Annotated in this window: 28 protein-coding genes and 1 pseudogene; 15 read left to right on the forward strand and 14 right to left on the reverse strand. The window is 61.7% G+C overall.

Translation table 11 applies throughout. From position 1 onward, the window contains the following. Positions 1-22: 22 nt before the first annotated feature. Positions 23-877 carry a hypothetical protein gene (locus Q1A85_RS20425; RefSeq protein ID WP_299694068.1) on the reverse strand — a complete coding sequence of 285 codons (855 nt, stop codon included), beginning with the start codon at positions 875-877 and terminating at the stop codon, positions 23-25. An 87-nt stretch (positions 878-964) separates the two neighbouring features. Here Q1A85_RS20425 and Q1A85_RS20430 point away from each other — a divergent pair, with 87 nt between their 5' ends. From Q1A85_RS20430 to Q1A85_RS20450, 5 genes are all read left to right on the forward strand, one after another. After that, positions 965-1513: a TetR/AcrR family transcriptional regulator gene (locus Q1A85_RS20430; protein ID WP_299694071.1), complete on the forward strand. Its 549-nt coding sequence runs from the start codon at positions 965-967 to the stop codon at positions 1511-1513. Positions 1514-1741: 228 nt separating this feature from the next. Continuing rightward, on the forward strand, positions 1742-3499 hold the full coding sequence (locus tag Q1A85_RS20435; RefSeq protein WP_299694074.1) for a DNA polymerase III subunit gamma/tau: 1758 nt from the start codon (positions 1742-1744) through the stop codon (positions 3497-3499). After that, entirely contained in the window at positions 3475-3876 is a 402-nt protein-coding gene (locus Q1A85_RS20440; protein WP_299694077.1) for a hypothetical protein, read from the forward strand. The genes Q1A85_RS20435 and Q1A85_RS20440 overlap by 25 nt, the downstream gene beginning before the upstream one ends. A 1-nt stretch (position 3877) precedes the next feature. Continuing rightward, positions 3878-4222: a YbaB/EbfC family nucleoid-associated protein gene (locus tag Q1A85_RS20445; RefSeq protein WP_299694080.1), complete on the forward strand. Its 345-nt coding sequence runs from the start codon at positions 3878-3880 to the stop codon at positions 4220-4222. A gap of 4 nt (positions 4223-4226) precedes the next feature. Then, complete coding sequence (locus tag Q1A85_RS20450) at positions 4227-5282, forward strand: TraB/GumN family protein (protein ID WP_299694083.1); 1056 nt, start codon at positions 4227-4229, stop codon at positions 5280-5282. Here Q1A85_RS20450 and Q1A85_RS20455 read toward each other — a convergent pair. After that, the gene (locus Q1A85_RS20455) at positions 5167-5808 is read right to left on the reverse strand and encodes a hypothetical protein (protein WP_299694086.1); all 642 of its coding nucleotides are present in this window, start codon (positions 5806-5808) and stop codon (positions 5167-5169) included. The genes Q1A85_RS20450 and Q1A85_RS20455 overlap by 116 nt on opposite strands. Positions 5809-5972: 164 nt before the next feature. Between Q1A85_RS20455 and recR the strand changes: the two genes are divergently transcribed. Together recR and Q1A85_RS20465 are read left to right on the forward strand one after the other, a co-directional pair. After that, entirely contained in the window at positions 5973-6566 is a 594-nt protein-coding gene (recR, locus tag Q1A85_RS20460) for a recombination mediator RecR (RefSeq protein WP_299694089.1), read from the forward strand. 12 nt (positions 6567-6578) lie between these two features. Continuing rightward, positions 6579-7013, forward strand: coding sequence for a hypothetical protein (locus Q1A85_RS20465; protein ID WP_299694092.1), 435 nt, complete (start codon positions 6579-6581; stop codon positions 7011-7013). On the opposite strand, the gene ltaE is transcribed toward Q1A85_RS20465, so the two are convergent. From ltaE to Q1A85_RS20480, 3 genes are all read right to left on the reverse strand, one after another. Further along, positions 7001-8044: a low-specificity L-threonine aldolase gene (gene ltaE, locus Q1A85_RS20470; protein WP_299694095.1), complete on the reverse strand. Its 1044-nt coding sequence runs from the start codon at positions 8042-8044 to the stop codon at positions 7001-7003. The two genes, Q1A85_RS20465 and ltaE, sit on opposite strands and share 13 nt — an antisense overlap. A gap of 69 nt (positions 8045-8113) precedes the next feature. Next, positions 8114-8452: a hypothetical protein gene (locus Q1A85_RS20475; protein ID WP_299694098.1), complete on the reverse strand. Its 339-nt coding sequence runs from the start codon at positions 8450-8452 to the stop codon at positions 8114-8116. A 15-nt stretch (positions 8453-8467) separates the two neighbouring features. Then, on the reverse strand, positions 8468-8851 hold the full coding sequence (locus Q1A85_RS20480; RefSeq protein ID WP_299694100.1) for a hypothetical protein: 384 nt from the start codon (positions 8849-8851) through the stop codon (positions 8468-8470). Between Q1A85_RS20480 and Q1A85_RS23015 the strand changes: the two are divergent. Beyond that, positions 8823-9065 (forward strand): annotated as a pseudogene (locus tag Q1A85_RS23015) (LysR substrate-binding domain-containing protein); the annotation flags it as partial. The gene Q1A85_RS20480 and the pseudogene Q1A85_RS23015 sit on opposite strands and share 29 nt — an antisense overlap. Positions 9066-9398: 333 nt before the next feature. On the opposite strand, the gene Q1A85_RS20485 reads toward Q1A85_RS23015, so the two are convergent. Further along, positions 9399-10148, reverse strand: coding sequence for a DUF1013 domain-containing protein (locus Q1A85_RS20485; protein ID WP_299694103.1), 750 nt, complete (start codon positions 10146-10148; stop codon positions 9399-9401). Between the two features lie 136 nt (positions 10149-10284). Between Q1A85_RS20485 and Q1A85_RS20490 the strand changes: the two genes are divergently transcribed. Next, a complete protein-coding gene (locus tag Q1A85_RS20490; RefSeq protein ID WP_299694106.1) occupies positions 10285-10911 on the forward strand; it encodes a ribonuclease T2 in 627 nt (208 codons plus the stop codon). Here Q1A85_RS20490 and Q1A85_RS20495 read toward each other — a convergent pair. After that, entirely contained in the window at positions 10908-11090 is a 183-nt protein-coding gene (locus tag Q1A85_RS20495) for a hypothetical protein (protein WP_299694109.1), read from the reverse strand. The two genes, Q1A85_RS20490 and Q1A85_RS20495, sit on opposite strands and share 4 nt — an antisense overlap. 58 nt (positions 11091-11148) lie before the next feature. Here Q1A85_RS20495 and Q1A85_RS20500 point away from each other — a divergent pair, with 58 nt between their 5' ends. Together Q1A85_RS20500 and Q1A85_RS20505 are read left to right on the forward strand one after the other, a co-directional pair. Continuing rightward, complete coding sequence (locus Q1A85_RS20500) at positions 11149-11502, forward strand: YciI family protein (RefSeq protein WP_299694112.1); 354 nt, start codon at positions 11149-11151, stop codon at positions 11500-11502. Positions 11503-11514: 12 nt separating this feature from the next. After that, entirely contained in the window at positions 11515-12792 is a 1278-nt protein-coding gene (locus Q1A85_RS20505; protein WP_299694115.1) for an RNA polymerase sigma factor, read from the forward strand. A 315-nt stretch (positions 12793-13107) separates the two neighbouring features. Here Q1A85_RS20505 and Q1A85_RS20510 read toward each other — a convergent pair whose 3' ends face one another. From Q1A85_RS20510 to Q1A85_RS20520, 3 genes are all read right to left on the reverse strand, one after another. Further along, positions 13108-13959 (reverse strand): sterol desaturase family protein, encoded by an 852-nt coding sequence (locus Q1A85_RS20510; RefSeq protein WP_299694118.1) that lies wholly within the window; start codon positions 13957-13959, stop codon positions 13108-13110. Next, on the reverse strand, positions 13956-14504 hold the full coding sequence (locus tag Q1A85_RS20515) for a TetR/AcrR family transcriptional regulator (RefSeq protein WP_299694121.1): 549 nt from the start codon (positions 14502-14504) through the stop codon (positions 13956-13958). The genes Q1A85_RS20510 and Q1A85_RS20515 overlap by 4 nt, the downstream gene beginning before the upstream one ends. 324 nt (positions 14505-14828) lie before the next feature. Then, positions 14829-15818, reverse strand: coding sequence for an NAD(P)H-quinone oxidoreductase (locus Q1A85_RS20520; RefSeq protein ID WP_299694124.1), 990 nt, complete (start codon positions 15816-15818; stop codon positions 14829-14831). On the opposite strand from Q1A85_RS20520, the gene Q1A85_RS20525 reads away from it, so the two are divergent. After that, positions 15819-16010, forward strand: a complete 192-nt coding sequence (locus Q1A85_RS20525) for a hypothetical protein (RefSeq protein WP_299694127.1) — start codon at positions 15819-15821, stop codon at positions 16008-16010. It abuts the gene before it with no gap. 37 nt (positions 16011-16047) lie between these two features. Here the strand turns inward: Q1A85_RS20525 and Q1A85_RS20530 are convergent, their stop codons facing one another. Next, a complete protein-coding gene (locus tag Q1A85_RS20530; RefSeq protein ID WP_299694130.1) occupies positions 16048-16737 on the reverse strand; it encodes a COQ9 family protein in 690 nt (229 codons plus the stop codon). A gap of 202 nt (positions 16738-16939) precedes the next feature. Here Q1A85_RS20530 and Q1A85_RS20535 point away from each other — a divergent pair, with 202 nt between their 5' ends. Both Q1A85_RS20535 and rpsU read left to right on the forward strand, forming a co-directional pair. Continuing rightward, the gene (locus Q1A85_RS20535; protein ID WP_299694133.1) at positions 16940-18088 is read left to right on the forward strand and encodes a CAP domain-containing protein; all 1149 of its coding nucleotides are present in this window, start codon (positions 16940-16942) and stop codon (positions 18086-18088) included. Between the two features lie 89 nt (positions 18089-18177). Then, the gene (rpsU, locus tag Q1A85_RS20540) at positions 18178-18384 is read left to right on the forward strand and encodes a 30S ribosomal protein S21 (RefSeq protein WP_007118112.1); all 207 of its coding nucleotides are present in this window, start codon (positions 18178-18180) and stop codon (positions 18382-18384) included. An 86-nt stretch (positions 18385-18470) separates the two neighbouring features. Here rpsU and Q1A85_RS20545 read toward each other — a convergent pair whose 3' ends face one another. The 3 genes from Q1A85_RS20545 to Q1A85_RS20555 form a co-directional block, all read right to left on the reverse strand. Beyond that, entirely contained in the window at positions 18471-20204 is a 1734-nt protein-coding gene (locus tag Q1A85_RS20545; protein WP_299694137.1) for a methyl-accepting chemotaxis protein, read from the reverse strand. Beyond that, positions 20201-20494 (reverse strand): hypothetical protein, encoded by a 294-nt coding sequence (locus Q1A85_RS20550; RefSeq protein WP_299694140.1) that lies wholly within the window; start codon positions 20492-20494, stop codon positions 20201-20203. Before Q1A85_RS20550 ends, Q1A85_RS20545 begins: the two co-directional genes overlap by 4 nt. Before the next feature lie 79 nt (positions 20495-20573). Further along, entirely contained in the window at positions 20574-21032 is a 459-nt protein-coding gene (locus Q1A85_RS20555; protein ID WP_299694143.1) for an Lrp/AsnC family transcriptional regulator, read from the reverse strand. A gap of 135 nt (positions 21033-21167) precedes the next feature. Between Q1A85_RS20555 and ald the strand changes: the two genes are divergently transcribed. Then, positions 21168-22286, forward strand: coding sequence for an alanine dehydrogenase (ald, locus tag Q1A85_RS20560; RefSeq protein ID WP_299694146.1), 1119 nt, complete (start codon positions 21168-21170; stop codon positions 22284-22286). The last annotated feature ends 20 nt before the right edge of the window (positions 22287-22306 follow it).

Raw genomic sequence — 22306 nt, forward strand, 5'->3', positions numbered from 1 at the left:
CGAGGCGGTGCGCGACAGGTTCCTACCCTTCCAACAACTGCGGCCACAATGCGGCGTTGCGCCGTGCAAAGGCCGACAGGTGCCCAACCGGCCCATCAGTGGCAATCACCGTCACATTGGCCTTGCCGCCATACCCCCGCTCCGCCAGACGGTGCACACAATGCGGCGGGATGAGATCGTCGTCGGAAAACCCGATCAGGCGTACCGGAATTTCGTGGTCCCACGCGGGCTCGGGCAGGCGCGCACCCAAATCAGTGTCATAAAAGGTGCGCGACGTGCACCAGCGCCGCCACTGCCAGTAAACGCCCGCAGGCAGGTTCTCACCAAATCGCAGTCGCTTGCCGGGCAAATACCCTGTGACTGCCGTTGCAACCGGCCCTGCCCCAAACCAGAACAACAAGGCAATCGCGCGATACGGCCATGGATGGTCACTGTGATGGACGATGCCCGACGCCACGCCGATCACACGAGCAACGCCCTCGAAATTCCGCTGGTTCGGCAGCGTCATGGCCCCCAGCGAATGTCCGATCACCCACAGGGGGGTGTCCGGCACCGCCCGCGCCAACGCCTGCCGCGCCGACAGCTGATCCGTTGTGCCCCAATCCGTCATATCAGCCGTGCTTTGCCGGAGCGGGCCGGACCATGACCGCTCCACATCCCGGTAGTCGAAAGTCAGGCAGGCCAGCCCCCGCTCTGCTGCAAGCCAGCGTGCGAAATGGGCGTAGTAGCTTTGGGGGACACCGGTCGCACCATTCAGCACAACCGCAGCAAAAGGCGCGTGGGATGGCAAAAACAATCGCCCCACCAGTTCTGCCCCATCAGGGGTTTTGAACACGATTGAGCGTTCGGAAACCTGCGTCCTGTCGGTGTCGAACATGTGTCGCCTCCTTTGGGTAGCGGGACTAGACCAATCGGTCTATTCGCGACACTGGACCAATCGGTCTAATCCTGTCAAGCTTCTCACATGACCGACACGCCCATGCCCACCAAAGACCGCCTGATCCAAACCGCGGCCAACCTGTTTCGCACCCGCGGCTATCACGGTGTCGGCCTTGCCGACGTGCTGACCGAGGCCAAAGCACCCAAGGGTTCGCTCTACCATCACTTTCCCAACGGCAAATCTGACCTGGCCATGGCCTCTGCCACGTGGGCGTCGGACGAAATGCTGCGCCTGATCGCGGCCAGCTTTGACGGGGCGGACACGTTCGAGGATGGCGCCACAACGCTGTGCTACAAACTGGCCAAACTTTTTGACATCACGGGCTGGGATACATGTCCCATCGCAAACACCCTGTTCGAAGGTCCCGACAATGACGCCTTTCGCGCCCATGCCGAACACATCTACGAAGGCTGGATCAACGAAGTCCTTGATCACGCGGAACGGCTGGGACTGGCGGAAGGCGAAGCCAAGGCCAAGGCCGAAAACGTCTTTATCCTGATCCAAGGCGGCTGGATGCTTGCCCGCGCGCGGCGTAACTCGGACGTCCTGCGCAACCTACGATCTATGATTTAGCCTGCCCGGCAGGACCGTTGCGCCGCAAACATCCATCGGTCAGTACGTGCACCTAATCCGGTTGGGTGGCATCGCTCAAGGTCCCAATGGCTGTCCCTGGCCGTGTATGTCCCGACAGCACGGCGCGCGGCATCCTTTGCACCGGCAATGCACGCGGCGCACGGTCATCGCTGGACGGCCCTCACCCCGCGCCTTAGGTTGGGGCGTCATTCGAATCCCGAGGGTTGCATGAGCGAAGAACCATCCACCGCCTATCAGGTTCTGGCGCGGAAATACCGCCCCGAAACCTTTGCCGACCTTGTCGGTCAGGACGCGATGGTGCGCACCCTGAAAAACGCGTTCGAGGCAGACCGGATCGCGCAGGCCTTTGTGATGACCGGCATCCGCGGGACGGGCAAGACAACCACCGCCCGGATTATCGCCAAGGGGATGAACTGCATCGGCGCGGACGGCACGGGCGGGCCCACGACGGACCCCTGCGGGCAATGCGAACACTGTGTGGCGATCATGGAGGGCCGCCATGTAGACGTTCTCGAAATGGACGCGGCCTCCAACACATCGGTCAACGATATCCGCGAGATCATCGACAGCGTGCACTACCGCGCGGCCTCTGCCCGCTACAAAATCTACATCATCGACGAAGTGCACATGCTGTCCACCAGTGCCTTCAACGCGCTGCTGAAAACGCTCGAAGAGCCGCCAGCACATGTCAAATTCATCTTTGCCACGACAGAAATCCGCAAGGTGCCGGTCACTGTTCTGTCCCGCTGCCAGCGCTTTGACCTGCGGCGGATCGAACCGGAGGTGATGATCGGCCTGCTGCGCAAGATCGCCACCAGCGAGGCCGCCGAAATCGCGGAAGACGCACTGGCGCTGATCACCCGTGCCGCCGAAGGCTCCGCACGGGACGCCACGTCCCTGCTCGATCAGGCGATTTCCCATGGCGCGGGCGAAACCACTGCCGATCAGGTCCGTGCAATGTTGGGGCTGGCCGACCGGGGCCGCGTTCTGGACCTCTTTGACATGGTGCTCAAGGGCGATGCCGCCGGGGCGCTGACCGAACTGGGCGCGCAATATGCCGACGGGGCTGACCCGATGGCGGTGATGCGCGATCTGGCAGAGATCACACATTGGGTGTCGGTGGTCAAAATCACGCCCGAAGCTGCCGAGGACCCGACCATTTCGCCCGACGAACGCAGCAGAGGCCTGCAAATGGCCGATGCGCTTCCGATGCGCGTGCTGACCCGCATGTGGCAAATGCTGCTCAAGGTGCTGGACGAGGTCGCCGCCGCACCCAACGGCATGATGGCCGCCGAAATGGCGATCATCCGGTTGACCCATGTGGCCGATCTGCCCAGCCCCGAGGAGTTGGTCAAAAAACTGCACACCGCACCGGTGCCACCCGCCTCGGCCCCCACAGGCGGCGCAGCCCCAGCGCCAAGCACCGGCACCGGCGCACAGGCTGTGGCGCAGGCGCAAACACGCATGTCCGGCAACCCCAACGCTGCCGGGCAGACAACCGCGTTGGCCAATGATCCGGCCCTCGCCCTCGCCCGCTACCCGACCTTCAACCACGTGGTCGAGATGATCACCGCCAACCGCGACCGGCTGCTGTACGAACATGTGGTGAGCTATGTGCGCCTTGCCGCTTACCAACCCGGCCGCATCGAATTTGTGCCCGCCGACGGAGCGCCGCGCGATCTGGCCCAGCGGCTTGGCAGCGCGCTGCAACGCTGGACAGGCAACCGCTGGGCGGTAACCATCGTGTCCGAGGGCGGCGCGCCGACGATCTACGAAGTGGAACATGCCGAAGAATTGGCATTGCACGCCAAGGCCGAAAAACATCCGCTGGTCCAAGCTGTGCTGGAGCATTTCCCGGCGGCAAAGATCAAGGACATCCGCACCCCGGACCAGATCGCCCAAGAGGCCCATATCGAAGCGCTGCCAGAAGTGGACGATGAATGGGACCCCTTCGAAGAGGATTGATCCTCACGCTTGTGCCCGGCACCGCATGGGCCGAGGTCTGTGACAAGGCGCGCCCCGGATGGGACGGCACGCAAGCCAGCGCGGTGTCCGAAGCGGTCAACCTGATGACCTCACCGGCGGGGCTGATCCTGCTGTTGATCTCTGCGCTCGCCCTGCGGTTCCGATACCAGTGGGTCGGACTGGCCGCCGTCCTGATGTGGACCGCGTTCATCACCATGGTGACCATGGCCGACCCCACCGGCATCCGCGCGGATGCGATGGTCGAAGGGTGCATCGGCCCGCCCACCTTGTTCATCGCGCTTGCTGCTGCGATATGTGTTGCGATTGTGCTGTGGACCAAGCCACGCACTCCAGATGATCCACCACCGGAGGGATAAGATGCTCAAAGGACTAGGCGGCCTCGGCGATATGGCCGGGATGATGAAAAAAGCGCAGGAAATGCAGACGAAGATGGCCGAGATGCAAGATGATCTCGCCAATATCTCGGTCACCGGCGAAAGCGGCACGGGCCTCGTCAAAGCCACCGCAACGGCCAAGGGCGAGCTGACCGCGCTCGACATTGATCCGTCGATTTTCAACGGCGATGACAAGGAAGTGGTCGAAGACCTGATCCTTGCCGCGATCAAGGACGCACAGGCCAAAGCGGTCGAGCGCAGTCAGGAAGAGATGAGCAAGCTGACCGAAGGGCTTGGCCTGCCGCCCGGGATGAAGCTGCCGTTCTGAGGCCATGGTGCGACACGCGCTTTATGCCGGACTGATGGCGGCGCTTTTGGTGCCGGGGCCTGCGCTGGCACAGCACTGGATCACGCGCGAGCGCTGCACCGTCACGGATGTCCGGGTCGATCCCGCCGCCCTGCCGGACGCACAGCTGGCACAGCTGCGCGCCGCTGCTGCGGACGTGCCAAATGGCACGGGCAACTATTGGCGCATCACCGCGCCGAACGGAGCCGTATCGCATCTCTGGGGCACCTATCACAGCAATGATCCGCAGATGCTGGACCTGCCTGACATGGTCGAAGGCCACGTGCGCAGCGCCCGCGTTGCGGCGTTTGAGATCAACCCGGTGCTGCCGACCCGGCGCGCAGCGGACAATGCAAGATCCCCACGGGATTTCTGGAACACACGCGGCGGGACATTGGCCCGGCTCGATCTGCCGGATGACATCGCGGAATGGGTCAACGGGCGCCTGATCAGCATGGGCTGGGGCGACGGCACGGCAGACTATATGACACCCGGCGCGCTGACCGAAACGATGCTGGGTGATCCCTGCAACGACTTTGCTGCGGGCGTGTACCCCATTCAGGACAGTTTCCTACAGACCCTCGCCGCCGCCGAGGGCGCCGAGATCCTGGGCCTTGAAGACCTCTATGCCTTGCGTCGCAAACTGAACCAGACGCGGCACCGCGATCTCGCCCGCGATATCATCCAGCTTTATGGTCTGGCGCTGTCACCGATGGGCACGGCTGCGGAACGGGCGACTGCCTTTGCGCTTTATGAACAGGGCGAACATGCCGCAGCGCGTCTGTGGGAACGTGCGTTGATGGCGCGTGTCATAGGGGCGGACAGCGCAGCGCAGGTGCAAATATCTGTGGACAGCTACCTGCTTGATGAACGCAATGCAGGTTTTGTCCGCACGGCCCTGCCCGAATTGGCAGAGGGCGGCGTTTTCATCGGGGTGGGGGCATGGCACTTGCAGGGTCCGCTGGGGATGGTGGCACGTCTGCGGGATGCAGGACTTCAGGTGACACGTGTGCCGCTTGCCCGTGAGCGACCAGTGCCATAGCGGCCTCCCGCTCTTTGAAGAAGCGCCGGATGCCCAACAGGAACGCCAGAAACGTCATATAGATGGTAAATGTCAGGCTGAGCCGCGCCACACCCTCGCCAAAGGTCAGACCACGCCCGCCCGCACCTTCATTGCGGCCAAGCCCGTGTTCGGCGCTGGTCGCATCCTCGCCATTTCCCGACCGTTGCGCATTGTCCTGCGCGCAGGTTTGCTGAATGCCGTCCCGGACCCGCGTCACAGGCGTGCGCACATCCGGATCAACGCTCAACCCGATCCCATCCGCAAGTAACGCCGCAACTGCGATCACGTCACCAACCGCCCTGGCATCGCGCCGCGACAGTTCCGCACGGAGCGTCGCGGTCACCGCACCCGGTGCAATCTGTGCCATCGCCCGTTGCAACCGTGTGCGCTGATGATTGGACACCTTTCCGCCGCCATTCAGCACCTCCAGCAAAGTGGTGTTGATGGCCCGCACAGGCGCCGGATAGACACACGCCCACAGCATCGCCGGCCAAAGCGTCAGCACCAAAAGCGCAAAAACCAGTCTGCCCCGCCTTGCCATGTCTGTCTGCCCCATGCTGCTGCATGACGGACGCTAGTGGCCCATGGTTGAAATTCTGTGAACCCACACCGTCACCGGAACAATATGCGCTTTGCCTTTGCTGAAACGCGGGCATAGGTTGCCCGGGCATGAGCAGCACACGTGACATAGACGCCCTGATCGAGATGATGGCCAAACTGCCCGGCCTCGGCCCCCGTTCGGCCCGCCGCGCGGTCCTGCACCTGATCCGCAAGCGCGCGCTGCAACTGCAACCGCTGGCCGACCTGATGCAAACGGTCGCCGTGACTGCCCGCGAATGCCTGAATTGCGGGAACGTGGGCACGGCGGATATCTGTGACATCTGCCAGTCTGAAAAACGCGCCAATGGCGAATTGTGCGTGGTCGAGGACGTGGCCGACCTGTGGGCGATGGAACGCGCCGCTGTCTTTAAGGGCCGCTATCATGTGCTGGGCGGTACGCTGTCAGCACTGGACGCCGTGGGTCCCGAAGAATTGCGCATCCCCCGCCTGATCGACCGTGTGGAAACCGAAGGGATCACCGAGGTGATCCTCGCCCTGAATGCGACCATCGACGGCCAGACCACCGCCCATTACATCGCCGATCAACTGGACGGGCGCGTGACCCTGACCTCTCTGGCCCAAGGTGTGCCCATCGGCGGAGAACTGGACTATCTGGACGACGGAACCATCACGGCGGCACTGCGGGCGCGCAAAGCACTTTGATGTCGGCCTGATGTGATTTCAATCGACGACATACACCTCTGTCCCACAGACGCGGCCATTCCCACCAGCCGGGTGGTGCACGGGGCGCAGCGCTGGACCGTGCCCGGTGCAATGCTCGAAGGCGCGTGGGCGATTGGCACAGACATCATCACTGCGACAACAGATGACGTGCCATACGAAGAAGCGTTGCATATCGCCCTGCACACGCCGGGAGGCAACACCGAACACCTGACCCTTGGCGCTGCATACACGACGGGCGTGTTTCGCCTGACCCAAGCCACGGGCACCACGCTGACATTCGCGTTTTTCGGAGACACGTATTGGCGGGTTACCGTGCTGAACACACCTGCCTTTCGCCTGCCACTGTGGCGGGACCCAAAAGGCGTTTCACGCCCGTTGCGTCTGCGTTCGCGACTGCGGGTCGAGACGTGCCGTCAGCCCCAGTAGCGCTGGAACCCGTCAATTGCCGCCTGCAACCCGTCGTCGGTGACATCCTTGTGCACCACAAAACGCGTGGTGCCCGTGGCCCCGCTCAGCTTCACACCATGGGAGGCCATGTGCGTGGGCAGGTCGGACGTCACTCCGCCCGGCGGCGTGAAAAAGATCATGTTTGTGGCTTGTGCGACCTCCCCAAAGGGGCGCAGCGCGTCGGCCAAGGCTTCGGCCCGCGCGTGGTCCTCCCGGAGCCGAGTCACATTGTTGTCCAGCGCATACAGTCCCGCCGCCGCCAAGAGGCCTGCCTGCCGTGTGCCGCCGCCCAGCATCTTGCGCCAACGGCGCGCGCGCGCGATCAACTCCGTCGGCCCGACAAGAACGGAGCCAACCGGGGCACCCAGCCCCTTTGACAGGCAGATCGACACCGTGTCGAACATATCCGCAAGCGCCGTCTCACCACAGTTCAGCGCCGTGATCGCGTTGTAGTACCGGGCGCCGTCCAGATGCAGCGACAGCCCCGCAGCCCGGCCCGCATCCACGGCATCCGCCATGCGCGACAGCGGGATCGCCTTGCCGTTATGGGTATTCTCAAGGCTCAACAGCCGCGTGATCGGGTGATGCGAATCGTCATCCTTGACGGTGTGCGTCACCACATCCGCGTCCAGCGCACCATCGGCGGCCGGGTCCTGTGCGTCAAAGGCGATGCCCCCCAGAACCGATGCGCCCAACGCTTCGTATTTGAAGACATGATAGGGGCGCGCGGTGATGATCTCTTCACCCCGGGCGCAATGGCTGAGCATCGCGCAAAAGTTGCTTTGCGTGCCGGAATTGACGAACAGCGCCGCCTCCTTCCCCAACCGCTCGGCCATGACCGCCTCCAGCCGGTTGACGGTTGGATCATCGCCGTAAACATCGTCACCTACGTCGGCTTCGGCCATGGCCGCCCGCATCCCGGCGTCGGGCCGTGTCACCGTATCGCTGCGCAGGTCTGCAAGGATCGGCGTGGTGCCTGCGTTGGCGGCCTGGGCATAAGGGTTCGACATGTCGGCAACTCTCCAAAAGGGTGGGGACGAGCGCCACACTACGCACGCCCCGCGGCCTTACAAGCCCCCTTAGTCGAGGATGGAGGGAATGGGCGGCGTGCCTGTCAGGCCGACCGCCTGCACCACCGCTTCGGCGTCCCGGACCGTACCAAGAAACGTGTTCATCGCGACAAAACAGGTGCCTCCATGATCGCTCAGCAACAGACCGATATGCTTGCCGTTTCCTTGGCTACTCCCCGTAAGTTCGGCCAACACCGCCGCCCACGTCGTCACGATTGCGACCGCCGCGTTCAGCCGCTGCATCGTCACGTCAGTGATGTCAGAATTGAAGTCGGCACAGGCACCAAGAACCACACAGGTTTCGTATACTTCGCCTAAGCCCGAGATTGCAGGAAATGCGGCGCGCACATTCGTTGCGAGGCCCTAAATCACCAGCTTTTTCTGCCCTGTGGCATCAACAGCAACACGCGACACCTGATCCTTGCAGATATTCACGAAGGGACGGTCAATCACATCCATATAGGGAACAGCGCCCTGAGTGCGGGCATGGTCGGCCCGTTGGACCAACTGGTGCCCATGTTGACCGGCACGTCGAACGCCTTGGCCGTGCAGGCGGGGTCGGACAAATGATGCAAAATGGGTTGCAGCATCGTCGAAAATGGCCCGATCGTCAGTGACTTCGCCGATGCCCGCATTCTGGTGGCTTTCGCGGAATGCGACAGTTTTGCCTGTGCCGCGCAGGCCCTTGGCCTGCTGCCTGCCACCCCCAGCCGCCGCGATGAAGCATCCTGCGGGCCTGCGCGACATCCCTGCCGATCAGATCAGGCTCAGCGCGCCGGTGACCCGTGGGCAGGCGCTGCACGCTCCAACCGTGGCGGGGTTTTTCGACGCCTGTCCGAACTGCGATGTGACCATCGACCTGAGCGACCGGCTTGTGGATTTGATCGCCCAACGATTTGACTTGGTAGTGCGGATCGGGCCGCCGGAAGGTGATGATATCATCGTCAAACCGCTGCGGGCCGGTACACGCGTCGCTTTACCAACGTGCCAGCGCCGCGTCACAGCGCCGGACGGGCCCAACCACACAATCGAGGTATCGGCCCGGTTGGTCGCATCGAACCGCCGAATGTTGCAGAAGCCCGCGCAGCAGGCAGACCTGATCGTAGTTTTTCTGGATGGGGTGGGGTCACCGGCAGTGGCCACAGGCATCTTGGTGCCCGCGCTGCCCGGTTGGTCGGCCAGGCACGCGACCGTGCGCCTGGCCAATTCGTCGCAACGACTGAAACGGCCTCAAAGTGTTGGCCTTTGTCGACCAAATGGCGGCGGGTGTGCCGCCAGTGCTGCGGCCCGACCCTTAGGGCTGTTCGTCGTCGTCCCCGCCTTTGGGCAGGTTAAAGAAGCTATCGGCATCGACCAAAGTGGATTCGTCCATCTTGTCGTCATCGCCATCATCAGCCAGCGAAAATGTCTCGAGCCCTTCGATCGCGGTGGGGATCTTGGGTTCTTCGGGCATGTCGAGGCTCTGTTCGGTGCTGACCAGCTTTCGACGCTCGTCATCACTCATCACTTCGCCATCGGCAGCTTTCTTGGCGGCGGCCTTTTGCACGGCGGCGTCCAGTTCAGACTGCTTGGTCAGGCCCAGCGCGACCGGATCGACGGGCTGGATGTTCGAGATGTTCCAATGGGTCCGTTCCCGGATCGACTGGATCGTCGGCTTGGTCGTGCCCACCAGCTTGGAAATCTGCCCATCGGTCAGTTCCGGGTGGAACTTCACCAACCAGTAAATCGCGGCAGGGCGGTCCTGACGCTTGGACAGCGGTGTATAGCGCGGCCCGCGACGCTTTTCTTCGCCCTGAGCGGCCGCGTTGAACTTGAGCTTGAGCTTGTGCAGCGGGTCTTTTTCCGCCGCATCGATCTCTTCCTGTGTGAGCTGGTTGTTGGCAATGGGGTCAAACCCCTTGACGCCCGCGGCGACGTCGCCATCGGCAATGCCTTGCACCTCAAGCTCGTGCAGGTCCACAAAATCAGCGATCTGCTTGAAGCTGATCGTGGTGTTGTCCACCAGCCAGACGGCGGTGGCCTTGGCCATCAGCGGTTTTGCCATGTCATGCTCCTTTGCGCATATCTGTCCCGTCGCCTGAATGGCGTCCCTGGCGATCCATCTCTGGGGCCGGGGTGGGTTTCCGTTGTCGGGGAACTTCGCGCCGATATAGTGGGCCAGAATGAAAAAGGAAAGCCTAATGCGCGCACTCTTGCTTTGGTTGATGCTGGCGCTTCCCGCCATGGCGCAAGATCGCGCGGGCGTCTTTGATTACTACGTGCTGTCACTTAGCTGGTCGCCCAACTGGTGCGCCTACGAAGGCGACGCGCGCGGATCGGACCAATGCGATGCCCGCCACGATCACGGCTGGATCCTGCACGGGCTCTGGCCGCAATATCACCGTGGCTACCCGGAATACTGCAACACAACCGAACGCGCCCCTTCCCGCGCGATGACACGTGACATGGCGGACATCATGGGAACGTCCGGCCTTGCGTGGCACCAATGGAAAAAACACGGCGTATGTTCGGGCCTGTCTGCGTCCGCCTACTATGCCCTGTCGCGCGAAGCCTACGGGCGTGTGGTGCGCCCGCCTGTGTTTCGCAAACTAGACAAGGCGGTGCGCCTGCCCGCCGCCGTGGTGGAAGAGGCGTTCTTGCAGTCAAACCCTGACATGGAGGCGGACGGCGTGACCATCACCTGCCGCGACGGCCACATCCAAGAGGCCCGCATTTGCCTGAGCCGCGACCTGACCCCAGTGCCGTGCGGTCAGGATGTGGTGCGCGACTGCCGCGCGACGAACGCACTTTTTACGCCCATACGCTAGGAAATGTCGGTCTGGGACATCGGGAACAGGCTGACGACACCCCGAACCGCGTCTATTCCGGCTTGACCGTTGCCAAAGCGGGCAAAATTGTCCGCTTTTGCGTCCGTGCGCTTGCGACTTCTGACCAAACCAAGCGGATCGGCAAAAAAATTTTGCATAGTGGTGTCGGTCTCAGCCATTCTCGTTCGTCTAGCGGGTACAAGAGTATCGTGCTCTTGATCGTGAAAGGAACACATCATGCAATTTACATGCCTCATCTACTCCGCTCCAAACAGCGGTCCGCAGCCGGGTTCGCCAGCGTTCGCCGCTTACATGAAAGCCTATGGCGACTTCACCAAAAAGGTGCAGGACGACGGCAAGTTCGTATCGGGGGAGGCCTTGCAGGGCGTTGAAACGGCCACCACCGTGTCGGTTCGTGACGGCAAGACCGAGACGATAGACGGCCCATTCGCCGAGACAAAGGAACAGCTTGGCGGCTACTATCTGCTGGATTGTGCCGACATGGCCGAAGCCGTGACATATGCCGCGATGATCCCGACAGCCGATCACGGACGTATCGAGGTGCGGCCTGTCGTGGTCTGGGACAGCTAGGGACGGTCCGGCTTGGCCAATCGTCAAATGTTGCCCTCCCTCTCGCCCGAACAGATCATCGAACGCACTGTCCGGGAAGAGTGGGGGCGCATTCTTGCCTCGCTTGTTGGGGGGCTCAACGACTTTCAACTCGCCGAAGACTGCCTGCAAGATGCGGTTGTCTCGGCAATGAGGCACTGGCAAACGAACGGGCTGCCAAGATCGCCCGCAGGTTGGCTGATCACAGTGGCCCGGAGAAAAGCGCTCGACAGGCTGCGTCGCGACCAAAACTTTGCAAGAAAGCAGGACGAGATTGCCTATCTGCTCGATCTCGAAAACCGACCGCTGGATGAAACGCTGCTGGACTCGATCCCCGACCGCAGGCTGGAGATGATATTCACCTGCTGCCATCCCGCCCTTGAGAAAAAAAGCCAAGTTGCGCTCACGCTGCGCACGTTGGGCGGCCTCTCAACCAATGAAATCGCCAGTGCGTTTCTCGACAGTTCCAAAGCTATGCAACAGCGCATTACCCGGGCCAAGCACAAGATCGCAGCCCAGGCGATACCCTACGAAATCCCGGATCGGTCAGATTTATCTGACCGCCTAAACGCAGTCCTCAGCGTAATCTATCTGATCTTCAACGAGGGGTATTCCGCGACCCACCATGACAGCATTCACCGCCAAGACCTGACGGACGAGGCCATTCGCCTCGCCAGAGTGTTGACCAACCTCTTGCCACAAGATGCCGAGACTGCTGGCCTGTTGGCATTGATGCTCTTGCACGAGTCCCGTCGGGAGACACGCACAAGCCGTGACGGCGATTTCGTCCCGCTTCAGAGCCAAAACAGAAAGCGCTGGAACCGATCAAAGATTGACGAAGGCGTTGCTATACTCACTGAAACACTGCCCAAAAACATGATCGGGCCTTACCAGCTTCAGGCGGCCATAAGCGGGGTCCACGCCCAAAGCGAGACTTGGGAACAAACCGACTGGCAAGAGATTTCGATACTCTACGCGCTGCTTTATGCCAGCCAACCGTCACCGGTTGTGCGTATCAATCAGGCCGTCGCAACGTCCTATGCGCAATCGCCGCATATTGCTTTGGCTATGCTGCGTGAACTGGAAAAAGAGCCCGGAATTCAGACCTATCAACCGTTCCATGCTGCTTTGGGAGATGTATTGGAACGCGCGGGTCGCATCAGCCAAGCGCGGGACACCTATCAGAAGGCCGCAGACCTGTCTGATAACAAAGCGGAACAAAATTTCCTTATCCAAAAGGCAAACCGGTTGGTCCATCGTTCCAATCGGTAGTGTCACCACAGGTGCACGGCCGATAGCGCCGCGCAGCGGTGGGCCAATGCGGCAGCCCACACCAACTTTCACCTGTGAGACGGTCCATGCCAATCGTATCTCCGGCGGGCACATGCCAAGCGTACCCATGTGTAAAGCCACGGACCGTGCTTATGTCGGCAGAGTTGCACAATGTCGTGCGGACCGGCTTTGCACAGCGCGTTTGTATGGCATCAGATGAGCCAAGCCCATGATTTCACGTGCGCACAATCAGGTACCGTACCACAGGCGACAAGATGACCGCACGCTGTTGCGCGTACGGTTATCCGGTTGCTCCTATCTTTCGTGCGGCGTCCAACCGGGCGGGCGGGTCATGTAACGCCACGCCTCACCCCAACTGCGCGCGCGGCGCATGTCGCGCCACAGTCCCGGCACTTCGGAGAACCACACAGCAAGCGGATTGCGGCTGTCGAAATCCCGCTTGAGACCGTAGCGTGGCGTTTCCTCCTCGGCTTGGTAGGTACCGAACAGCTGATCCCAGATCACGGTGATCCCACCATAGTTCCGGTCGATATACTTGTCGTCGCAGCCATGATGTACCCGGTGGTTCGCGGGGCTGTTCATCACCTTGTCGAACCACCCGAGCTTGCCCACCAGTTCCGTATGGATCCACGTCTGATAGGCCAAGACAGTGATGATCCCAAAAAAGATCATGTCCGGCGAAAACCCCAAAAATACCAAAGGAATATGTGCAATCAGGCTCCACACTCCTTCAAGCGGACCAAAGCGGATACCTGTGATAATGTTGTACTCGCGCGATGAATGATGCACCGCGTGCTGCGTCCACAGCAGACGTACTTCGTGGGCGATCCTATGCTCCCAGTAATAGGTGAAATCAGCGGCGATCACCGCCAAAACAATGACCCACCACGTCATCGGCAATTGCCACGGCACCACCGTCTCCGCAAGGATATAGAACACCCCATAGGCGGATGTTAGGATCAACACTTCGACCACCAGATAAGGGATTTGGGTCGATGCGCTCGCCACCATCTCAAGCAGGCTGCGACCTTTGTGACGGCCCTTGAATAACACTTCTGCCAGTTCAATCAGCAGGATCGCCGCCCCGATGACAAGGAACACCTCGTCTATCTGTGTGGCCAGTGTCTGCAATGCGTCTGGTGTCATGGTTTCAGTCCTTGTGTAAACGTACGCCATGCCAGATCAGCGGCTTGGTTCGGGGTTGCCTCGCCCGCAACGACCATGGCCCAACCGGCGTAAATGAGGTTTTCATAGGTCTCGACGATCCACGTGGTGGGAATGTCAGCGGCAAAGGTTCCTTCGGCGCGCGCAGCCTCGATGTCGCGCGTCAGCGCGCGGGTCTGCGTGGCATAGGCTTCCTTGACGCGCGGATCGGTCTGAGCCGCATCCGTCGCCAGAAACATGTGCCGCGAGGCCAGCGGCAGCATCGCCCTGAGCGCCACGCGCAGCCCGTCCGTATAGGTTGTGCACCCGGCAACCGCAGTGTCGACGGCGGCATCCAGCTCTTCTGCGGCCTGCAAGGTAAGCGCCACCATCAAATCATCGCGCCCGGCAAAGTGCCGGTGCAATGTTGCGCGGCCCACGCCCGCAGCACGCGCCACATCAGACAGCGACGCACCGGGATTTTGACCAAGTACGTCAAAGGCCGCGTTCAGGATGGATACTTTTGATGATACAGATGTGTCTCGCATGAGACATATCTGTATCGCCTGATGTCAAACGTCAAGAGCCGCCGAAAATGATGATCGCAAAAATGTTGATGCAAGCGCCCACGGCATCTATCGGAGCCTCCGGCGGTGGTATTTTTGGTCAGAAGAAACAAAAAGCCCGCGCCACTCATCCTGTGAGCACCGCGGGCAACCGGGGAAGCACTCGCTTCTCCTGACACGGCCATCGGCTCCACAGCCTGTACCGTTGGTACAGATCACCGCATTAACCTTAACAAACCGTTTCTTCTGACCGAAAATACCACGAGGGTCCGGGGGCTGGCCCCCGGTCCTGCCGTTGAAATTGCGTCAGCCACCCGCCACTTTGAGGACGATTTTGCCGATATGGCCGGAGCTTTCCATGCGGGCGTGCGCGGCGGCAGCTTCGGCCAGCGCAAACTCCGAATCCATCACGGGCGCGATGCGCCCCGTATCCAACAAAGGCCACACGGCCTCGCGCAGGTCCTGAGCGATACGGGCCTTGGCCAGATCGCTTTGCGGCCGCAGGGTACTGCCTGTCATCGTCAGTCGGCGGGTCATCAACTGGGCAAAGTTCACCTCTGCCTTTGGCCCCTGCAGAAACGCGATCTGGACCAGCCGTCCATCATCCGCGAGGGCCGACAGGTTGCGGGCGATGTAAGGCCCCCCGACCATGCACAGGATCAGGTCCGCGCCGCCCTGCTCTTTCATCACCGACACGAAATCCTCGTCGCGATAGTTCAGAGCCATTTCCGACCCCAAATCGCGACAGGCGGCACATTTGTCTTCGGACCCGGCGGTCGCAAAAACACGCGCACCGAAATGCTGCGCCAACTGAATCGCAGTGGTCCCGATCCCGGATGACCCACCATGCACCAAAAACCGCTCGCCGCCCTGCAACCCGCCACGGCTGAACACGTTGGACCACACGGTAAAGTACGTCTCAGGCAGGCAAGCGGCCTCGCGTAGCCCCATGCCCGCTGGCACGGGCAGACAATGCGCCGCCGGGGTTGCCACATATTCCGCATATCCACCGCCCGGCAGCAGCGCGCACACAGCATCGCCAACCGCCCAACCACTGACGCCCTGCCCCACCTCGACAATATGCCCCGAGGCTTCGAGCCCCGGCAGATCACTTGCGGTGGGCGGCGGATTGTACAATCCCGCGCGCTGAAGCGCATCGGGACGGTTCACCCCGGCCCACGCAACCGCGATCACCACCTGCCCATGCCCTGCCACAGGACGCGGACGGTCCACCGGTTGCAACACCTCTGGCCCGCCCGGGGCGTTGATTTCCACTGCGCGCATTGTCGATGTCATATGATCCGCTCCTTTTTCGGCACCGTACCTGTAACTCCGCCGCAAAAGGAACCCGTGTTGCTGATCGCTGTAATGATCCTCAACCTGATCATCCCGGTGCGATTGGACGGTGCTTTGGTGTCTGGCTCAACCGCGATGGGCATTGCCTTTGGCCCGGATACCGATGCACGTCGCGTTCCGACGGCGATTTAGACAGCCGTCGCGTACTGTGCCTTGCCCGCTGACCCGTTCAGCCTTGTGGTGAGGACCACCGCCCCGGCATATCCGTCCGCGCCTTTGGTGCCTTGACCTGCCCCAAGACCCAATTGGGGCCCGCCAGCAGACCCGACAATAGCTTGTTGTCGCGCACCTGCGCCTTGACCTTTTCGATCTGCATAACGTCGTCGATACGGCGCTCCAGAAAATCCCAAGTGGACTGATTGTTCACAGAATCGTCCCCCAACCAGAAAAGAACGGTGGCCGAATAGACCCCGGACAGCGTCGCCCGCTTGGTGTACCAATTGATGTCGTCCGACGTGTCGCCCAATGTCGACCAAATCTGATCCGCCGTGCCCCAAATGGCCCGCGCGCCGTCGGCGGCATATATCGGCAACGCAAACAGCGTCGTTCCGCGCCGCACGGCTTCCTTGTCTTCGACTGCTTCGATGCGGAACCGGACGGCTGCGGCGATTTTGTCCCGGAATCGCTCCGGCAGGTCATTTGATTGCAACCGCGTGACCATCGCCGCGTCACCGCGCGCATGGTAGGCAAGCGCAAGGTCCACCGCGCCGCGCGGGCACACAGCCTGCGCCAGCGCGCGGTCTGCGCCTGCATCGGCAGCCGCCGCACGAAAAGTCGCCTCGGACCAGCCGTCAAAGGGCACATGCATCAGTGCGGCATCCAGCAACTGGTCGGTGATCTGTTTGGGTGTCTTTGACATAGACAAAAGACTAGGGCGGTGGGCCCATTCCGGCAAGCGTCCGCCCTGCGACCCAATGACCTGACCTCGGCGGCGGGACGCTGCGCGCGCACACCCGCCCGAACCGCGCCAATCCGCCAACACTGGCCCGACCCCCGGTCCCCACCTTGCGACACCGCGCCCGCGCGCAGACACCGGGCCTCGCACAATGAGGAGAGAGCCCATGTCCGTCGCAAACGCATTCGAACGCCAGATGCTGGACCTAATAAACGCAGAGCGTGCCGCACGCGGTATTGACCCGCTAACCTTGGAACGCCGATTGAACGACGCCAGCGAAGACCACAGCAACTGGATGGATACATCCCGCAATTTCAGTCACACCGGTGCGGGCGGGTCCAGTCCCGGCGACCGGATGCGCGACGCCGGGTTTGCGTTTTCAGGCAATTGGACATGGGGTGAAAACATCGCCTTTCAGTCCGAGCGTGGCGCGCCCGGCATTTCCGATGACGTCGTGGATCTGCATGAAGCGTTGATGAACAGCCCCGGCCACCGCGCCAACATCCTCAACCCAAATTTTGAATTGATCGGCATCGGGATCGAGGAAGGCGACGGGCGCGGCTACGACGCCGTCTATGTGACGCAAAACTTTGCGCGCACCAGCGCGCCCGTTCAACTGGATCAGCCCGGCGCGCCCACACCAACGCCAACGCCCACACCTCCCGGCCCCGACACGTCGTTGATCGGAGGGGCTGGCAACGACGCGTTGATGGGCACAGGCGCGGGTGACATAATGCGCGGAAACGGCGGTCAGGATACGGTGTCGGGCGGGGCTGGCGGCGACCGTCTGTTCGGCGGTGACGGCAATGACCGCGTCTTTGGTCAGGGCGGCAATGACCGCATGTGGGGTGGGATCGGCAATGACAGCCTCGACGGCGGCGATGGCAAGGACCGGATCAAGGGCGAAGGCGGCAATGACAGGATCTGGGGCGGCGCGGGCCGCGATGCGCTGCGAGGTGAACAGGGCGATGATGCGCTGTGGGGGCAGGCGGGGCGTGACAACCTGAGCGGCGGGCGTGGCAACGACCGTCTGGATGGCGGCGACGGCAACGACCGGCTGACCGGCGGGGCCGATGCGGACACATTCGTATTTTCGGGCGGGCGCAATATTGTCACCGACTTCGACCTTGGACAGGCAGGCGAGCGAATCGACCTGCGCGGGGTCGCAACGATCACAGGTTTTGACGATCTGATGAATGGCGGGCACATCTGGCAAGCCAATGGCAAAGCGGTCATCGGCGACCACAATGGCAACAAGATGGTCCTGATGGACGTGGCGCTAAATCAGTTGCAGGCGGATGATTTTCTGTTCTGACGCGTGCTGGACAAACAGGGGGCGGCTTGCTATACGGCCACCTCCTGCAAATCCTTGCAACTCTTATCTAGAAAGGTGGTGACAACCACATGCAGGTTAGTGTTCGCGACAACAATGTCGATCAGGCGCTCCGTGCCCTGAAAAAGAAGCTGCAGCGCGAAGGCGTTTTCCGCGAAATGAAGCTCAAGCAACATTTCGAGAAGCCGTCCGAGAAAAAAGCGCGCGAGAAAGCTGAAGCGATCCGCCGTGCCCGCAAGCTGGCACGCAAAAAAGCACAGCGCGAAGGTATGATGTAAGTCACCCTCGCGTCGCTGACGAATTCAATAACCCCGTAGCCGCCCGGCTGCGGGGTTTTTGTTTGCCTGAATGGGCGGTTCTGCGATCAGGCGGTGCGCCGATCTTCATGGCCGGACAAGGCAGCACAACCCTCGGACAATGCCTCAAGCCTGAACTGTGCGAGGCTGTCCATCATCTCTTGCAAGCCGTCCATGAGCGATGTGCACGCGGTATTGGTCTCGTCGAACATGGCAGCGTTTTCTTGGGCCACCTTGTCCATTTCGGACACTGACACGTTCACCTCGCTCAACTGATCGGATTGGGATTGCGTTGCGGCGGCGATTCTCTGAACCGAGCCGGTCATGTCAGACACGGATGACACGATTCCCTCCAGCGCTTCGCCGGCCCGTTTGACCAATGCGACACCTGATTGAACCTGATCGGTACTCGATTCGGTCAATTCAGTGATGCTGCGGGCCGCATCGGTCGCGCGGCGGGACAGGGCACGGACTTCGGATGCCACAACAGAAAACCCGCGTCCCGCCTCACCCGCGCGCGCCGCCTCAACACCGGCGTTCAAGGCAAGCAGATTGGTCTGAAACGCGATCGAATCCATGACTGCGTTGATCTTGGCGATCTTGTAGGACGAGTTCTCGATATCGCTCATCGCATCGACAACGCGGTGCACCATCTCTCCCCCTTCTTTGGCGTCGCCGCGCACCTTGTCCGCCGATGATGCAGTGGCTTGCGCGTTTTCAGTCGAAGCGCGCACAGCGCCGTGCAACGTGTCCACGGCATGGCTTGTCACCTCGAGCGAGGCGACCTGCGCCTCGGTGCGTTGCGCCAGATCGTGGGCCGATGTCTGAACAGCCGACACAAGCCCCATCAGATCCGCCGTACCGCGCGTCACGTCCGTCAGCACATTTTGCAGATTGGCAACCGTCCGGTTGAAATCCTGGCGCAAGGGTTCGTAGACATCCGGGAATTCCGCATCAATCCGGTGCGTCAGATTCCCCTGCGCGATGTTCTCCAACCCCTCACGCAGGGCGGTCACCACGTTTGTCTGAGCATCAAGGCGCGCCTGACGTTCCTGCGCCGTGCGGGCATCTTTCTCCTGTTCGGCAAGGTTCGCCTGTTCGCGCGCGGCCTGCTCCGCCTCCAGCGCCTTCAGCACATTTTCGGTCTCGGACTGCGCGGCTTGTGCCCGCGCGGTTTCCGCCTCTGCCACGGCGCGGGCGGCTTCGGCCTGCTGTCCCGCCTCATCCGCGGACGCCAGCGCCGATTCCGATGCGTTCAAAGCCGCCTGCACATCCTGCGTCATCTGCACGCGCTTGCGCACAACCATGGTCAGGATGAAGACCTGCAACGCAACGGCCGCGCCATGAAACAATGCCCGTTCAATATTCTCGATCAGGTTCACGCTGGGAAACACCAGATGTGGAAAGACAACAGCCAGCGCGAGGTGATGCAGAACAACCGTGGCCGCCGCGAACAGGAATGTTGGGACATGCACCAGCCCCACAAGCGCCGCCAGCGCCACATAGAACAGCATATGCCCATCGCTCTGCCAATCTGTGCCACTCAACGCAGCGACAAGCCCGATTGCCTGCGCCACAGCCGCCTGACCGACCAGCACGCAATAATGTTTGTGGCGCGTCCGAAAGGCCAGAAATGCCATCAGCGTCGAACCAAAGCACACCACCCCCGGCACAGGCGAACTGATCGGCAACAACAGCCCGACCACCGTGACAACCACACCAAATGCGGCGCAGCCGATAAGGATCCAATATGCCGCCAAGCGTCGCGATGTCTCAAGCGAACCGTGAATGTCGACCGTCATACATCTACTCCACAAAATGCGGCAATCGTCGCCCCGTTCAGCACCGCGAGCGCGCCCGCCCTGCGGGCTGCCACCGCAAAGGCCCGCGGATGATCAACTTGAGCAAGGACCGCAAAGGGCGCGCGTTCCGGCCCAATCACATGCCCGCCTGCGGCCACGACGACTGCATTCGCATCATCCCACGGGGGCACAACCACCAGCCGCATATCCGACCCATCGTCCGGCGCTGTGGCCAGCGCCGTTATCGGCCCCGCCACGGTCAGAAACACCATCATCAAAAGCACGCGCATACCAAACCATCCGAAATCGGTCGCGCGGTTTTAGGCCGAAACCTCTGAATATTTGGCTAAAGCAGTTTCGGCCCCGCCGTCAGACGGGCAAGGCTGTCGTCTTGAACACCGTGCGCAGGGCAAAACTGGACTGCATCTGGGCCACACCGGGCAACCGCGCCAGATGCTGGCGGTGGATACGCGCAAAATCCTCGGTGCCTTCGGCCACGACTTTGAGAATGTAATCCGCCGTGCCCGCCATCAGGTGACATTCAAGCACGTCGGGGATGCGCGCCACGGCCTTTTCGAACGCTTCCAGCACTTCATCCGCCTGACCCTGCAACGTAATTTCGACAAAAACGGTTGTCGGCATTCCCAGCTTGCGGGCATCCAGCAGCGCCACATAATCGCGAATGTATCCCGCCTCTTCCAGCCTCTGCACGCGGCGATGACAGGCCGAGGCGGACAGGTGCACCGCCTCGCTCAGGTCGGCATTGGACATACGCCCGCGTTTCTGCAACGCAGACAGGATACGGCGATCTGTTGTATCAAGGGCCATTGGCGCGATGTTCTCCCGCTTTGCTCTCCAATAGCGCAGGTTCCTTCGACTGTCATGCGCAAACACAACAAGAAATTCGCACACAATTGCGCCCGCAGAGGCGCATTCTGCGCCCAACCGCAGGAGGAGAACGCCATGATCATCGGTTGCCCAAAAGAGATCAAACCACAGGAATTCCGTGTGGGCCTGACCCCGAATGCCGCGGGCGAAGCGATTGCCCACGGCCATTCGGTTATGGTCGAAACCAATGCAGGCGCCGGTGCAGGCTTTGACGATGACGCCTACATGGCTGCCGGTGCGCAGATTGTCGGCACCGCGGCAGAGGTTTTCGCCGCCGCTGACATGATCGTCAAGGTCAAGGAACCCCAAGCAGGCGAGCGCAAGATGCTGCGTGAGGGTCAACTGCTCTTTACCTATCTCCACCTTGCACCCGACCCGGATCAGACCCGCGATCTGCTGGCCTCTGGCTGCACCGCCATCGCCTACGAGACCGTCACCGATGCTTTGGGCGGACTGCCTCTGCTGGCGCCCATGTCCGAGGTCGCCGGGCGTCTGGCGCCACAGGTTGGCGCGTGGACCCTGCAAAAGGCCAATGGCGGGCGCGGTGTGCTGATGGGCGGTGTTCCCGGCGTGGGGCCAGCGCAAGTCGTCGTGATTGGCGGCGGTGTCGTGGGCACCCACGCGGCGCGGGTTGCTGCGGGCATGGGCGCGGATGTGACCGTGCTTGACCGGTCCCTGCCCCGGATGCGTTATCTGGATGACGTCTTTGGCGGCGTGTTCAAGACCAGCTTTGCCAGCGCGGGCAACACGGCGGAACTGGTGGCACAGGCCGATATGGTTGTGGGCGCGGTGCTGATCCCCGGCGCGGCAGCCCCCAAGCTGGTCACCCGCGCACAGCTTGGTACGATGAAACCCGGTGCCGCCATTGTGGACGTGGCCATTGATCAGGGCGGCTGTTTCGAGACGTCGCGCGCCACAACGCACGAGGATCCAATCTATGACGTTGACGGCATCATGCACTACTGCGTGGCCAACATGCCCGGCGCCGTCGCACGCACATCGACCATCGCCCTTGGCAATGCAACGATGCCGTTCATGCTGGCGCTCGCGGACAAGGGGTGGCGACAAGCGTGCGAAGACGACCCCCATCTGCTGGCCGGTCTGAACGTGCACGCAGGCCAGCTCACCTACTACGCGGTGGGCAAGGCGCTGGGGATCGACGTGATCTCCCCCACCCTCGCGCTAAAGGCATAGCACGGGTCAATATGCAGGCC

The organism is uncultured Tateyamaria sp. (assembly GCF_947503385.1).
Taxonomy (GTDB): domain Bacteria; phylum Pseudomonadota; class Alphaproteobacteria; order Rhodobacterales; family Rhodobacteraceae; genus Tateyamaria.